9 protein-coding genes are annotated in these 14,926 nt (G+C 60.4%); 3 read left to right on the forward strand and 6 right to left on the reverse strand.

Annotated elements, in window-relative coordinates; all coding sequences use genetic code 11:
* Positions 1-168: 168 nt before the first annotated feature.
* Both KTAU_RS12230 and KTAU_RS12235 read right to left on the reverse strand, forming a co-directional pair.
* A complete protein-coding gene (locus KTAU_RS12230; RefSeq protein WP_151728634.1) occupies positions 169-1,569 on the reverse strand; it encodes a sigma-54-dependent transcriptional regulator in 1,401 nt (466 codons plus the stop codon).
* Positions 1,566-4,106 (reverse strand): ATP-binding protein, encoded by a 2,541-nt coding sequence (locus KTAU_RS12235; RefSeq protein ID WP_151728635.1) that lies wholly within the window; start codon positions 4,104-4,106, stop codon positions 1,566-1,568. The genes KTAU_RS12230 and KTAU_RS12235 overlap by 4 nt, the downstream gene beginning before the upstream one ends.
* Positions 4,107-5,005: 899 nt before the next feature.
* Between KTAU_RS12235 and KTAU_RS12240 the strand changes: the two genes are divergently transcribed.
* A complete protein-coding gene (locus KTAU_RS12240) occupies positions 5,006-5,722 on the forward strand; it encodes a DUF1345 domain-containing protein (protein ID WP_151728636.1) in 717 nt (238 codons plus the stop codon).
* On the opposite strand, the gene KTAU_RS12245 is transcribed toward KTAU_RS12240, so the two are convergent.
* A complete protein-coding gene (locus tag KTAU_RS12245) occupies positions 5,719-7,035 on the reverse strand; it encodes a cytosine deaminase (RefSeq protein WP_174844066.1) in 1,317 nt (438 codons plus the stop codon). The genes KTAU_RS12240 and KTAU_RS12245 overlap by 4 nt on opposite strands.
* A 269-nt stretch (positions 7,036-7,304) precedes the next feature.
* Entirely contained in the window at positions 7,305-8,684 is a 1,380-nt protein-coding gene (locus KTAU_RS12250) for a purine-cytosine permease family protein (RefSeq protein ID WP_151728637.1), read from the reverse strand.
* Between the two features lie 571 nt (positions 8,685-9,255).
* On the opposite strand from KTAU_RS12250, the gene KTAU_RS12255 reads away from it, so the two are divergent.
* Positions 9,256-11,352 (forward strand): GAF domain-containing protein, encoded by a 2,097-nt coding sequence (locus KTAU_RS12255; protein ID WP_151728638.1) that lies wholly within the window; start codon positions 9,256-9,258, stop codon positions 11,350-11,352.
* 131 nt (positions 11,353-11,483) lie between these two features.
* Here KTAU_RS12255 and KTAU_RS12260 read toward each other — a convergent pair whose 3' ends face one another.
* The gene (locus KTAU_RS12260; protein WP_228026428.1) at positions 11,484-13,265 is read right to left on the reverse strand and encodes an MDR family MFS transporter; all 1,782 of its coding nucleotides are present in this window, start codon (positions 13,263-13,265) and stop codon (positions 11,484-11,486) included.
* Between the two features lie 40 nt (positions 13,266-13,305).
* Positions 13,306-13,947 (reverse strand): TetR/AcrR family transcriptional regulator, encoded by a 642-nt coding sequence (locus KTAU_RS12265; protein WP_151728639.1) that lies wholly within the window; start codon positions 13,945-13,947, stop codon positions 13,306-13,308.
* A 316-nt stretch (positions 13,948-14,263) separates the two neighbouring features.
* Here KTAU_RS12265 and KTAU_RS12270 point away from each other — a divergent pair, with 316 nt between their 5' ends.
* On the forward strand, positions 14,264-14,920 hold the full coding sequence (locus KTAU_RS12270) for a cupin domain-containing protein (RefSeq protein WP_151728640.1): 657 nt from the start codon (positions 14,264-14,266) through the stop codon (positions 14,918-14,920).
* The last annotated feature ends 6 nt before the right edge of the window (positions 14,921-14,926 follow it).

Below are 14,926 nucleotides of genomic sequence, written 5' to 3' on the forward strand. Positions count from 1 at the left end.
CCCTTGCCTCTCTCTCCTCCCTACCCTCTGCGGAGAGTGTCACACATAGGTCGGCCTCGCCCTAACCCTGGCCAGGCACTGGGTGCTCTCCTACTGCCCACCTCCCGGGTTTAACAGGCTCCAGCAGGCAACCGGCTGAAAGCAGTCCCGACCTCGTTCCCTTCGCCTTCATTCAATGCCATGCTTGCGCATCAGATAACGCAGCTGGTCGACTTTGCTCATCCCTAGCAATTCTGCCGCCCGCGTACGATTGTGCCCGGCTTCGCAGAGCGCCTGACGAATGAAATATTGTTCCACTCGCTCTACAATACGCTCCAACGGCAGGGGCTGCTCTGGATGGCCAGCCAGCCACTCCTCCCAGGGATCACAGGCATCAAGCTGACGGCTCTCGCTGTAGCCAACGATCTCCTGGGGAAGATGGGCCGGCTGGATTTCATCGCCGTTGCTGAGAATCATGGCCCGTTCAATGACGTTCTTAAGCTCACGCACATTACCCGGCCAGCTGTAGGCGAGCAGAAGACGCTGGGCCTCGGGCGAGATACGGCGCACGTTGCGCCCCAACGACTTGTTGAAGTCTTCGACGAAGCGCGAGGCGAAAAGTAAGATGTCCCCCGGGCGCTCACGTAACGGCGGCAGGTTGATCTGCATGACCGCCAGACGATAGAAGAGGTCGCGGCGAAAGGTTCCCTCAGCCATCGCCTTCTGCAGATCACGGTTGGTGGCAGCGATGACGCGCACGTTGATTCTGACTTCCTTGCTCCCTCCCAGACGAAAGAAGGAGCGCGTCTCCAGCACGCGCAGTAGCTTGGCCTGCATATCTAGCGGCATTTCACCGATCTCATCGAGAAAGAGCGTCCCACCATCAGCTAGCTCCAGGAGCCCACGCTTCTGCTTGCGCGCATCGGTGAAGGCATATGGCTCGTAGCCAAAGAGTTCGCTCTCCAGGAGGTTATGGGCGATGGCAGCACAGTTCAGGGGCTGGAAAGGGCCAGAGGCGCGTGGACTCTGTTCGTGAATGGCATGCGCGACGACTTCTTTGCCGGTCCCGCTCTCGCCAGTGATGAGGACAGAGGCGGTGTCGCTGCGAGCCACACGGGCAACCATCTCAAATACTTGACGCATGCGCTCGCTGTGCCCAACAATGTAGTTGAAGTGATAGTTATCGCTGCGCTCGCGCCGCAGCTGGCGCAGCTCGCGGTACATGGCGCTGGTCTCCAGGGCGCGCTGCACGACGAGCAGCAGCTCTTCAAGGTCGAACCCTTTGAGCAGGTAGTCGGAAGCTCCCAGCTTCATGGCTTCGACCGCGCTGCGTACGTCCCCATAGGCGGTCAGCATGATTACAGGAAGCTCCGGCTCGCTGGCCCTGATGCGTTTGAGAACCTCTAGCCCGCTCAGCCCAGGCAGGCGCAGGTCCAGCAAGACAAGGTCAACCGAGCATTGCTGAATGATCCGCAGGCCAGCCTCACCTTCGGCGACAGTTTCCACTTCGTAGCCGTGTCTGCCCAGATAGCGGGCGATCTGGTGCGGCAGGTGCGGCTCATCATCGATGATGAGAATGAACATGCTCATGATGTCTGTGGTCTCCCGCTCGTTGATTCTGTGGTCCGAGACTCGCCCTCATTTTCGATCTCAGCACCATTGTCAGCAGGCGCCAGAGGCAGGCGAATGGTGAAGGTGGCGCCGTAGCCCAGGCGGCTTTCGACGCTGATGTGTCCTTGATGGCTCTCAATGAGACGCTGGGTAATGGCCAGGCCAAGCCCAATGCCGTGCGCTTTGGTAGTGAAGAAAGGCTGGAAGATAAGATCTAACTGCTCCGGCGGGATGCCTATGCCTGTGTCGCTGATGGAGAGTTCTAGCCACTGCTGCTCCTCTGATACTAAATAACTGCTTTCGCTCTCAGCAACTCGCACCCGCGGCAGGACATAGCTGGCACCAGCCCCAGACCGCGGACGCAGGACGATCTGAGCCGAGACGGTGAGGATTCCTCCTTCTGGCATGGCCTGGATAGCATTGGTGTAGAGGTTAAAAAGTACTTGTTCCATCTGTTCCATGTCGGCCAGCACAACGGCAAGCCGCCGCTGCGGCTGCTCCAGAAGATCGCGCTGATAGACACGATGGACGACGATCCCAGCCTCATTAAGGCAGGGCTGAAGCGTCTGCAAGACGTGCTCATTGAGGGTAATGAGATCACAGGGCACACGATGCAATTGGCGCGGTTTGGCGAAGAGCAACAACTCGCGTACGATGTTGTCGAGACGCTCAACTTCTTTGAGAACAACAGCGATCGACTCCTGAGCCCCACGATGCTCTTCAAGGCGGGGCTGAGCCTGGCCTCCCCGATCACCGCCTTGGCTGCCTTCGGCTGCTTCACGCTGCACGAGTTTCTCCAGGTCGTCCATGAGCATCTGCATGGTGATTTTGATGGAGGCCAGGGGATTGCGCACTTCATGGGCAACGCTGGCTGCCATCTTGCCCAGCGAAGCCAGTTCGTCCAGTCGACGCTTCTCTTCCTGCAGACGATGCATGGAGGTGACGTCACTGAAGGTGAGCAGGGTACCGATCTGCCTCCCCCGGTCGTTACAGAGAGGCTGCCAGGTCATGTCAAGCACCAGGTCCTGCCCCTGCCGATCGTGGGTGATGAGCGTCTCATGATAGGTCGCTGGGGAGCGGTGGCCAAGACCAGACTGCAGGACTTCGCGCAGGACCTGGGGATTCTTGAGCGGCAGGATCTTGTGAACCGGCTGACCCAGGGCTTCGTAGGGATGATAGCCCAGGATGAGCGAGGCCGCCCGGTTGAAGGTGGTGATCTGCCCGCTGAGATCTATGGTCATCAATCCGCTGGGAATGCTCTCCAGGATCAGCTCTTTGAGACGCTGGTCGTCAAGGACCTGGCGCAGGAGCTTGCGCGCTTCGTTGCGCGCTTCGATGACCTCCGTCATGAGGTGAATATTCTCCAGGGCGGCGCTGGCCTGACTGGCCAGTACTTGCAGCATCATCAGTTCAACATGGCGCACTTTCCAGGGCCGATAAGTGCCCCCGACTAAGAGGCCTAGCACTCGCGGCTCTCTCTCTTCGGGACCACAGAGCCGACCACGCCGCCCAGGATCGCCTCCGCTGATGAGCGGCAGGGCAATGAAGGTATTGAGGCCGCCTGGCAGATGACTGAGATAGTCAGCAGTGCGCGGACTGCCCGGGCGCTCGATGAGGAGCGGCGTGGGATGGCCCCCCTGCTCGCGGGCATAGCGGAAGAGCGCTTCGCTCAGGGCCGGACTAATCCAGGGCGCCTGCCTGCCCATCGGAGGCGAGAGGAGAACGTCGCAGAGATCAAGTGGCGCAATTTCACGACTGCGCTGCATGATGATGGTACACAGACGCTCAAGGTCGTGGACGGCGCTGTTGATCTGGCTGCCGATGCTGTTGAGCAATGAAAGCTCATGGATACGCTCACGGTCTCGCTCCAGCAGCAGGGTGTTTTCAAGGAGCATGGCACTGACACCAGCGACGGCTTCCAGCACATGAATCTCTTCTTCGCTCCAATAGGCCGGCAGGCGGCTGCCAATGGCGCCATCAGGAGAACCGGCAGACTGGCCCCCAGCCGCGGGCTGGCCTTCGTGGCCGCCACGGATGGCTACAAGGACGCCGGTGGCCCGCTGACGGTAGATCAGCGGCACGGCAACCAGCTGCGGCTCGTTCTTGTCTGCTGGCGCAGTGGCCACACACCGCAGCCTCCAGGCTCGGGCCTCGGGCCGCTCACTGTTGAGGTCGATCGGATTGATCTGGGCAACCGCCAGCAGCGAGGTCGACCAGCCCGGGCGATCGTCAAAGGTCCCTGAGACGAATTGCAGCGTCTCTCCGATACGCTTGTAGAGCAGGACGTAGCGACTCCGCAGCAGTGAGGCCAGCCGCCGCGGCAGGCTGTCTTGCAGCACCCGATAGTCACTAATGGCGCTGAATTCATCGAGAATGGTGGTGACGAGAATGGGCGCGCTCAGCGGCGCAAGAGCTGAGGCGGCTCCCTTTCCCTCTTCTCCAGCAGTCTCTCCTGCCTCCTCGCCTGTAGCAGACCGCGAGGCGAAGATGCCCGAATCATGCTCTGCAGTACGCATGTTTCCCCCCTTCTCCTGACCGCTCCAGTCCGCTGTGCCCTTGTCGAGCAGGACGCGCTAGCCGTCCGCTCTGCTGAGTGCTCACATGGAGGTTCTCTTTGCTGACCACACTACACCTCTTCCGCTCTCTCTGCAAGCTGGAGCCTCTCGTAACACGCTCTGCGAGGAACATACCCCGGCCCCGGACAGCGGATTATCCCAGTCGCTTCCATAGGCCATATGCTGGTTGTCCTCTGCCTGGCTTTGTGCTTGCCTTGCGTGGAAGACCACCAACCAGGCTGGGCCATCGCCATCGCATCGCCCCTACTGGCCCCCACAGGCGCTCTGGCCGTTTCATGGTCTCATCCCTCGCCTTTTCAGCCATCTTGCTTGATACTTGCCTGCCCCCCCCACAGGACGACTGCTGCTCTTCCCAGGCCAGGCACTACAGGCACTATCCCCCGCACACCTGTCTATTCCCCCACTTGCCCACTGCCCGCCAGGCCACTACCAGCTTCCCCACTCCTGTAGTCAGCCTCGCCCACAGTACTTCCCCCTTCCCAGCAACAACCAGCCCTCCGGGGTCCTCTCCTGTTTTCTACTATAGCAGATACTAGCCTATTTTGCACCTGTCATTGGTCTTGTTTGAAAATATTGCCATTATCTCTGCCTTTTCTCCCTCCTTTCCTGCTACTATTATGACTGATCATTCATAATCTTGTGTAAAATCAGAAGAAGATCGCACCGCTCTCTTGTGCAGCAGGAGGAGGAGCATCGAGAGAAGGGAAGAGTCAGGGACAGGAGAAGAACTTGCAACTGGGTAACAACTTCGCTACCCTGATAGGCGAGCGGCAGTCTGCTCTCGCCCGGTCAGGCGAGAGCAGACTGACTGCAGGCGATTACACAAGAGAGAAAGAAGCATGGAAGAGCATCAGAAATCGCACGGAGTGACAGGAATACAGCAGGGAGCAGGCGAGCAACAGCAACAGTCAGGAGCAAAAGAGAGCAAGATCGCGCCGCGCTGGCTGGCCCTGATCGCCGCCCTACTCTGCGGCCTCCTCTACGCTGTCCTGCCCCCTTGGCTGACCCTCGGGCCGAACTGGCTCCCGTTGGTCTTGGAAGGAATCATTGTGGCTGGGGTCATCGTGTTCAGATTCCTGGCCCGGTCTGGCTGGCAATCTCAACACATCCACCGTTGGCAGCGCCACCTGGCTTTTGGGTTGCTCGCGGTCGTGACCCTGGCCCTGGGCAGTGCCGTGGCGTTGCTCATCTTCAACCTGCCGCGCAGCACGCGGGCCGATATCCTGCTACGGGCTGCCGCCCTGCTCTGGACCTCCAATATCTTGGTCTTTGCCCTCTGGTACTGGGAAATCGACGGCGGGGGACCAGTGGGACGGCACCGACGCGGCCACCGCGCCGCCGACTTCCTCTTCCCCCAACAAGCGAACGGGAACAGCAGTGGCTGGGTGCCCCACTTCCTCGACTATCTCTTCCTGGCCTTCACCACAGCCACCGCCTTCAGTCCGACGGATACTATGCCACTGACGCGCCGGGCCAAGGCACTGATGATGCTGGAGTCCTTGCTCTCTCTACTCGTCCTGGCCATCCTGGCGGCGCGGGCCGTCAACATTCTTTAATCTTCCGCGGAGACTGACCAGGCGGGCGGAAGGCGAAAGGTGACCTCACTGCCCTCGGTCTCACCCTCGCGGCGCAGCAGGCTGCGGGCTGGCGTCGTTGCTGCTACCTCCCGCCCCCCTTTGAAGACATGCAGGCGAGCCGGCAGCAGGCGTAAGGCTTCAAAAGCCGAAGGGGCATCGAGCAGCACAAAATCGGCAGGCTTCCCCTCTTCAATCCCATAGCGGTCCTCGATGCGCAAGACGCGCGCCGCCTGGGTGGTGATCAGATCCAGCACGGTATTAATTTCCTCGTAGCCGCTCATATGGCAGAGCAAAAGGGCGAGCTGAGCCGCGGCCAGCATGTCGCCGCGCCCAAGTGGGAACCAGGGGTCCATGATCGAGTCGTGGCCGAGCGCCACCGTCACCCCGGCCTCCAGCAGCTCCTTGACGCGCGCCAGGCCGCGGCGCTTCGGATAGGTGTCGAAGCGGCCCTGCAGGACCACATTATCAAACGGATTGGCAATGACATTGACCCTGGCCCGCGCCAGCAGGCGCAGCAGCTTGAAAGCATAGGCATTATCGTAAGAATGCATGGCTGTGCAGTGGCTGGCCGTCACCCGCCCCTGCCAGCCGGCGCTGAGGGTCTCCGCCGCCATCACTTCGGTAAAGCGGGAATGGGGATCGTCAGTCTCATCACAGTGACAGTCAATGTCGCGATTGAATTCGCGCGCCAGGGCGAAAGCATAGCGCACATCCTCAACGCCGAGATCACGCGTCCACTCATAGTGGGGAATGCCGCCGACCAGATCGCAGCCCAGCTCCAGGGCGCGACGCATCAGTTCCTGACCACTGGGGAAGGAGAAGATACCATCCTGCGGGAAGGCCACCAGCTGCAGCTCACAGATGTCGCGCACCTCCTCGCGCACCTCCAGCAGGGCACGCAGAGCCGTCAGAGAGGGATCACAGACATCGACATGGCTGCGAATGTAGAGTGTACCCTGGGCGACCTCCCAGCGAATAGCCTCCAGGGCACGACGCTTGACGTCCTCGCGACTCAGGGAGGGCTTGCGCTCGCTCCAGATCTGAATCCCTTCCAGCAAGGTGCCACTACTGTTGTAGCGGGGCTGGCCTACCGTGAGGACTGCGTCAAGATGGACATGGGCATCAATAAAAGGCGGCGAGACCAGGCGCCCCGCGGCCTCGATCTCGCGCGCAGCGGTGTCCGCGGACAGCTCGGGAGCGATACGGACAAAGCGCCCATCTTGCACGGCAAGGTCAACGAGCGTCTCTTTGCGGTGGAGACGTGCATGGCGCACAATCAAATCGTAGTGCATCGATCGTTCTTCCTCGTCAAGTGTGTGATGGAACTCGCCAGGAAGGAGGAGCATGAGCAGGGGACGGCGACGCACGACCGATAGCGAGCAAGCGAGTCTGACAGAACGCTCAGGGGCCGTCCCGAAACAGCAATGAGGGGCAGGCGACCTGTGGCTGCTCTCTTGCCCGTCGTCCGCCTGCCCCAGGATGAATACCTTCCCCCTCCCTCCTCAGAGGTGCTCAAGGGAAGGAAAGCCATCTCGCTCAGGCCCGCTTGGCAGCCCGGCGCTCAGCGCCCAGTCTGTCGCAGCTCAATGGGGCGCAGGAGCAGATAGGCGATCGCGGCCAGGACAATGCCTAGCTCGAAGCCGATATCCATGCCATAGGGCGGGTTGACCAGCTTTGCCAGCGGGCCGACATAGTAGACCTGCGCGGCCCCCAGGGCCACGCCGATCAGGCCGATAACCATCGCTACCAGGGCCGCCCAGCCGATAGGCAGCTTCTCTGGCGTATTCCAGTCATCGACATTATAGACGCCGTGGCGAAAGACAAAGTGCTCCAGGATCAGGATAATCGACCACGGGCCAAGCCAGTAGGCAATCAGCAGGAGGAAATTTTCCAGCGTCTGGTTAAAATTCTGTGCCGCCGGCAGGGCGATCGCCACATAAATCACCGCGCCGATCAGGGTCCAGACAGCGCGCGGCACCCGCTGCAGGGATCTGCCAACGACCTGGATCGAAAGGCCAAGGCTATAATCGTTGGGGATGTTGTTGGCCACCACACTGAGGGCCAGCAAGACCAGCAAGACGGTCCCGAAGCCGCCCAAAGGCTGCAACACCCCGGCCAGCAGATCGCCACCACCCTTGGGAATCCAGCTCGTCAGGAGCATGCCCAGGGTCTCCAGGGCTACGCAGGGCAGAAAGACCCCCAGAAAGGTCAGCCAGAAGACGCGGCTGGCCGGCGTCTCCTCCGGCTGCCGGACATTGTAGTCAGCAGCGTAGGAACTCCAGCCGGTAGCAAAGCCGTAGATCGCTCCACCGAAGGAGATCAGCGAGGCGAACCAGGCCGCGCTGGCCGCCGGCGTCGGCACAATTTTCATGTGTGGGGCCGCCACCACCGTCATGATGACAAAAATGATGGCCATCGGAATCCAGGCAAAGCGCTCGTAGCGATGAACGTAGCGATAGCCATAGATACTGACAAGGGTTGTCAGCAGAGCAATGACCAGAATACCGGCCCAGCGCGGAATCGCGCCATTGCTCAGGGCCGCGACCAACTGGCCGCCCACAATGACATTGACCGCCGACCAGCCGATGCAGGCCGCGACATTGAAGAGGGCCATCACAATGCCCCCGACCCAGCCGAAGGAGAAGCGCGAAATGGTCATCTGGCGCAGGCCGAGTTTGGGACCAAGGGTCGAGAAGAAGGCGACGGGAAGCACGCCCAGGGCATTGAAGATCACAATCACGGCCAGACCATCCCAGAAGCCCAGGCCGAAGACCTGGTTGGCCAGGGCCCCCAAAGCCACCGTCGAGATCACGAGGTTGGCTGAGAGCCACATGGTGAAATTGTCAAAGATGCGCACATGAGTGCGAGCAGTGGGGGCTACCCGTTCAATACCATGAATCTCAATGCCCCGTTCTTCAGGAATAGTGACGATGTCAGACATACTGCTATCTCCTGGAGAAAAACTAGTGGGACGCTCCTCGTTCGCTCACGTGCGAGTTTCGCGCGCTGAAAGGGCTGTCATCCTCGACCTTCCTCGCTCGCGTTGCGCCATTCCACCGCAGGAGGCACCCTGGGAGAACCTTGCGTTGGGCGGCATTTGGCACAAACAAAGAGGTGTCTGGGAGAGCAAGTTGAACCACCTGGCCGCCTCTCCGGAGCGCACGAAGGATGAGCTAATTCCAGCTCTATTATATCAGCATCGCCGCCTCCCTGTCACGGTCCCCTGGCAGCTCGCTAGTGAAGCCAGTCAGAGCGAGCAGCCTCCACGGAAGAGGACCGTATAAAAAAGCCATAAATCCGCATAGGCAGCTTTGACCAGGGAAAGGAGTCCGTCACACTAGACGCTCCCTGGATAGAGTAGTTACAATGCACACATATAGACATCATACGTCTGTCGGCTGCCGACGACGCGCGCGAGGGAGCGGGCGAACGCATAAGCCAATGAATGGGCATCGGGTCCGTTAGCCGCAGCGCACGATGCAGCAGCTATCTCTGTCCATCAGGAGGTCGGCATGGTATCCAGAACAGCCCCGGCTCGCGCCGGGAGCAAACGCCAGGCGGAGCAGGAGAACCACGAGCTGGAGGAGCTACGACGAGAGAACAGCCGGCTGCGCGAGGTCTTGGCGACGAAGTCGCAAGAGTACGCGCTCCTCAACGAGATTATTGCTGCTGTTGGCTCGACGCTCAAGCTCGACGAGATCTTGCACCGTCTTGTCGATGCCATTGTGCGCGCCGTCTCCTGCCACGCCGCCTTTCTCTACCTCTACGATCCTGAACATGAGCGCCTCGTGCTGGCAAGCGCCAGCGAGCCGTACGCGCGCTTCGTTGGCAAGGTCGAGCTGGCCCTGGGCCAGGGCATCGCTGGCTGGGTCGCGACCACGCTAGAGCCGGTGATTCTCAAAGGGCAGGCGCGCAGCGATCCCCGCTTTTACATAGTGCCGGAGCTGGACCGCGAGGAATTCCAGTCGGTGATGACGGTCCCCATTGTCAGCCGCGAGCGCCAGCTGATCGGCGTCCTGTCGATGAATACCGCCGCCCCGGCGACCTTCAATGAGGAGCAGCAGCGTTTTGTCTGCAATACGGCGGCCCTGGTGGCAGGCGCCATCGAGAATGCCCGGCTCTATGAGCATACGCGACGCAAGCTGAATATTCTCACGAGCCTCTCGGTGCTCAGCCAGACGATCAGCTCCAGCCTCTACCTCGATGAGATGCTGCGCTCGCTGGCCGCGCTCACAGCGCAAATTATGGAGGCCGATCTGTGTGTGATTATGCTGGTGGATCAGGCGCGAGGCAGGCTCACGGTGCGGGCCGTGGCTTCAGGGATGACGGAGCGTGAGCATCCGCTGCTGCAACCCCTGGAGGCGGAGCGCTCAGCCCTGGAGGCCCTGCGCGAGCCGGGCGGGAGCGCCCCAGCCGGTACCAGCACCGGTGGCACCGGTCCGCTTCCTCCCCCTACCGCCACGACACCCTGTCTGCTCGATAGTGCTCCCGGTCCCGGCCTCCAGAGCGGAGACTATCAGACGCAGACCTTCGAGGGCTTCAACCCGCTGAAGGATGGTCAGCATCGGACGTTGCTCTCGGCCCCCCTGGTCTCGGGCACGGAGCACCTGGGGCTGATTAACTGCTATTTCCGCAAAGCACGGCGCCCCAGCCCCGAGGACCAGGCCCTCCTGAGCACCATCGCCAATCAGGCCGCCATTGCGATTAAGAATAGCCAGCTGGTCGATTTATTGACCCAGAAGAATCTGGTCAAGGCATTCTTCGATGAGCTGCTCGGCGGCGCTTACGAGTCGGAGGAGGCGCTCAAGCAGCGTGCGAAGCTGCTCGGCTGCGATCTGGAACGCCCGCATGTAGTGGTGCTCTTTGAGCTGCTCCCCGCAGAGAGCAACCCTGGCGCCAGCCCGCGCTGGTCATTGAGCGAGGAAGAACGCCAGACAGCCTATAAGCGGACCTGCAGTCTGATCCGGCGTCGCCTGCAGGAGGCTTACCCCGGTTCGCTACTCTACGAGCAGGAACGTACCCTGACCTGCCTGGTTCGCCTGAGACAAGACGGCGAGCCTTCCACCTCCACCCCCCAACTGGCCACCCTCAGCCCTGGCAGCAACGCACGCCTCAAGAGCTGGCTACGCGAGCTGGTCCACCAGATCCACCAGGAACAGCCCTTGCATGTGGCCGCCGGCATCGGCAATCCCTGTCAGCAGCTCGCCGACTATCGCCGCAGTGCCGCCGAGGCCCGCGAGGCCCTCCAGATGGGCCGCAGCCTCAATGGCGACGGGGTGACCCACTTCAATGACCTGGGCATCTATCGCTATCTCTATAAGATCGCGCGCATGGATGACCTGCGCGATAGTTACCAGGATCAGATTGCCCGCATCGCCCACTATGATCACCGCAAGGGCACCGAGCTGCTCTCTACCCTGGAGACCTATCTGGAATGCGCCGGCAACCTGACCAAAACGTCGAGCCGCCTCTTTGTGCACAGAAATACCTTGATCCAGCGCCTGGAGCGCCTGCAATCGCTGTGCGATATCGACCTGCAGGACCGCAGTAACTGGCTCAGTCTGCAGGTAGCGATCAAAGTCTATAAGCTGCGCAACAACGTGCCCTAGCTTGCGGCCAGCAGAGCCAGACAAAGCACGAGAGGGCGAAGTGGGGATATCCCGCTTCGCCCTCTCGTGGATCGATGAGGGGAAGACACCGGCAAGGCGAGACAAAGCAAGACAAGAAGAGAAGGAGACTGCTAAATCAGGCCAACCAGCTCGCCTCCCTCGGGCGCTGCCACCTCCTGGCCCTGGCCAGCCTCCTGCGGCTGAGGACGCCGCCGGTCGCGCAGCTTGATCTCCTTCAGGAAGAAGACCGCGACCAGGGCTACGACCATCAGCCCGAAGCTCAACACAAAGACGTTGTGGATGCCCTGGGCCAGGCCCGTCTTGACTGCCTCCAGGATGATCGCCAGCAGCCGCTGTCCCTGGGGACCGAAAGCCGCCGCGGCGTGCTGCAGTTGCTGCTGGGCGCTATCCGAGAGCAGAATCTCTGGATTATTAAAGGCCGCGAGAAAGCGAGCCGGCACCAGCTGCTTCACCGCCGCCGGCAGAGCCTGATCAAAGGCCGGCTGGTAGGCCGAGGTCATGATCGACCCCATCGCCGCCAGGCCAACAGTGGCCCCAATCTGGCGGAAAAAGACCAGAGCAGAGGTCGCCTGTCCGATCTTATGCACCGGCATGGCATTCTGCACCACCAGTGTGTAGAGCGACATACCGAAGCCCATGCCCAGACCCAGGACCAGCATGGCTACCAGGACATCCGTATTCGTGGAATGAACATCCAGGCGCGTCAGCAAGTAGGAGCCGACCACACTGATGGCCATGCCCGTGATGGCGATCCATTTGTATTTACCGATACGAGAGACAAGCTGACCAGAAAGGACACTGCCGACCACTGAGGTTAGCATCAGCGGCGTCAGGATCAGCCCGCTGTTGGTGGCCGTGGTGCCCACCACCCCCTGGACAAAGAGCGGGATGAAGAAGACGCTGCCGAAGAGGCCCATACCGAAGATGACCGTCACGATTGTACTGACCGTAAAGATGCTATTCTTAAACAGGCCGGGTTCAATAATGGGCTGGCCCTGACGGCGCTCCAGTCGGGCCTCGTAGACCAGAAAAGCCGTCAAGAAGACCACGGCGCCAGCCAGCAAGCCGAGAATCTGCGGTGAGAGCCAGTCGTACTGATCACCGGCCAGCGAGAAGCCGAGCAGCAGCGGCAAGGCCCCCAGCACCAGTAAGATAGCGCCCAGGTAGTCGATCGAGACCTGACGATTCTTGCCCCGCAGGGCCGGCATCAAGAAGATCAAGACCAACAGGGCCAGAATACCGATCGGAAGATTGACATAGAAGACCCAGCGCCAGCTCGTATTCTGCGTAATCCAGCCCCCCAGGGTCGGACCGATGATTGAGGACAGGCCCCAGATGGCGCCAGTCAGACCCTGCCACTTACCGCGCTCGCGCGGCGTAAAGAGGTCACCGACGATAGCCATCGCAATTGGCAAGAGGGCGCCAGCGCCCAGCCCCTGAAAGGCCCGGAAGGCAATCAGCTGATTCATCGACTGGGCCGCTCCTGAGAGAGCCGAGCCGAGCAAGAAGACCACCACACCAAACAAGAAAATCGGCTTGCGACCCACCAGGTCCGAGAGCTTGCCGTAGATTGGCACCATCACTGTCGAGGCCAGCAGGTAGGCTGTGGAGACCCAGGTATAGCGATCGAAGCCCTGGAGCTCGGCGATGATGCGCGGCATGGCCGTTGAGACAATCGTCTGATCCAGCGAGGCCAGCAGCATCACCATCAGCACACCAGCCATTGTCAGCACCGTTTCGCGCGCCGAAAAGCGCGGCTGCTCCTGTGCTGCCGCCTGTGCCGTGAGCAACGGGCCGGCGGCGCTGGCCGCAGCCTCACCAGCCTGCACCCCCTCAACAGAGAGCATTTCCATCGTCGGACCCTGTCCCGACGGAGGCGTTATCGAGTCCATAGAAGTAACTTCTCTCCTCTCTCTTCCGCAATCGCCACCATTAGCAACTTGGCTTGTGCTCAGCAGCGATTCCCTTAAAGTAAATGCGAGCGAGATAGCGCGCCACTTCGGCGGGCGCCAGGCCCTCCTGTCCCACCAGCCGCTCATAGCCGCGCACCGACACCAGGTTCAGGAAGAGGCTGAGCATGACGCTGGTCGGCAGCTCAGGATCGAACTCACCGGCGGCCTGCCCTTCAGCAAGCAGCTCTTCGAGGCAGTGCGTAAGCTGCCCCCAGTGATCGCCCATCTCCTTTTTCTTTTCCAGGAGGACGCGCATCTCTGGGCTGTTATATATGCTATAGAATAAACGAGTACGTTTTTTAAACAATTCACCGTAGAGAAGGTGCAGAATTGCTTCCAGCTTCTCGCGCGCCGAGCAGCCGGGAGACGAAGCGATGGCCTCCACTTCCGAGATCACCTGCTCAGTATCCCGGCGAAAGAGGGCGACGAGCAGGTCCTCTTTGCTCGGGAAATGCAGGTAGACCGTCCCCTTGGCGATTCCCACGCGCGCGGCGATCTCATCGATCGAGGTCTCGTGGTAGCCTTTCTCACAGAAGACCTCCTCCGCGGTCTGCAAGATGAGCGCCTCGCGTTCCTGCCGCTGCTTCTCCTTCCATGAGCGCGGCGCGGTCGAAGGTGGCATCAGTGCACCTCCTCATTCATTGACCGATGGTACACAGTCTGACCGACTTTATAGAAAATGACCACAGCGAAGAACTTTGACCGATCAGTCATGACCGGACAGTCAGAATCTTACCACCTGGTCAAAGGATATGTCAAGGGGGGGAGCAGCGAATGGTTATCCCATTTGCTGCGTCTTCAGGCGCAGCTTCCAGGAAGACAGGCTTATCAGCTATTTTACGGAGCCGCACCTCTTGCAAACAGGCCATCCCTATGCTATACTCACTAAAAATGTTTACCTACATAAAACATTGGCATAGAGTGAGGCAGAAGACAGCATGACGACAGCCGGTCGTGGACTCGTCGAGGAGCAGAGCCAGGCTGCCAAAGATACGTCAGCCAGCGTTGCTGAAGCCGAAGAGCGGCTTCGTCTTATCGGGTCTCTTATTCGGGCCAGGCGGCGCGAGTTGAAATTATCTTTGCGCGAGCTGAGCAAGCGAACAGGTCTCTCAATTGGTTTCCTCTCCCTGGTGGAACGAGGGCGATCATCGTTAGCGCTCACCTCTCTTTCCACCGTTGCCAAAGCGCTTGACATGAATCTGGCGAGTTTCTTCCCGCCGGCTGAGCAAGAGAAAGGGCGGCCAGGGATGACCCAGCTGCCTTATGTCCAGCGCGCGGAGAACGGGAGCCAGCTGGCCGTGGTCTCCAGTTTGCGCACCTACAAAATGCTTTCGCCGCGCGCCCCCAACCTGACCCTGGAGCCGTTGTATGTGACGATCCAGCCAGGCGATGTCAAAGAGGAACCCTACAGCCACGATGGAGAGGAGTTCGCCTATATCCTGGAAGGTGAACTGGTTTTTATCATCGCTGGGCAACAGTACCGCCTCGGTCCTGGAGACAGCATCTACTTCCATTCTTCCGTGCCCCACGCTATCCGTAATGAGACGGATAAGGTGGTACGGGCCATTTGGGTTCTGACTCCGCGACTGATGTGAGAAAGG

The organism is Thermogemmatispora aurantia (genome assembly GCF_008974285.1).
Classification (GTDB): Bacteria; Chloroflexota; Ktedonobacteria; order Ktedonobacterales; family Ktedonobacteraceae; genus Thermogemmatispora; species Thermogemmatispora aurantia.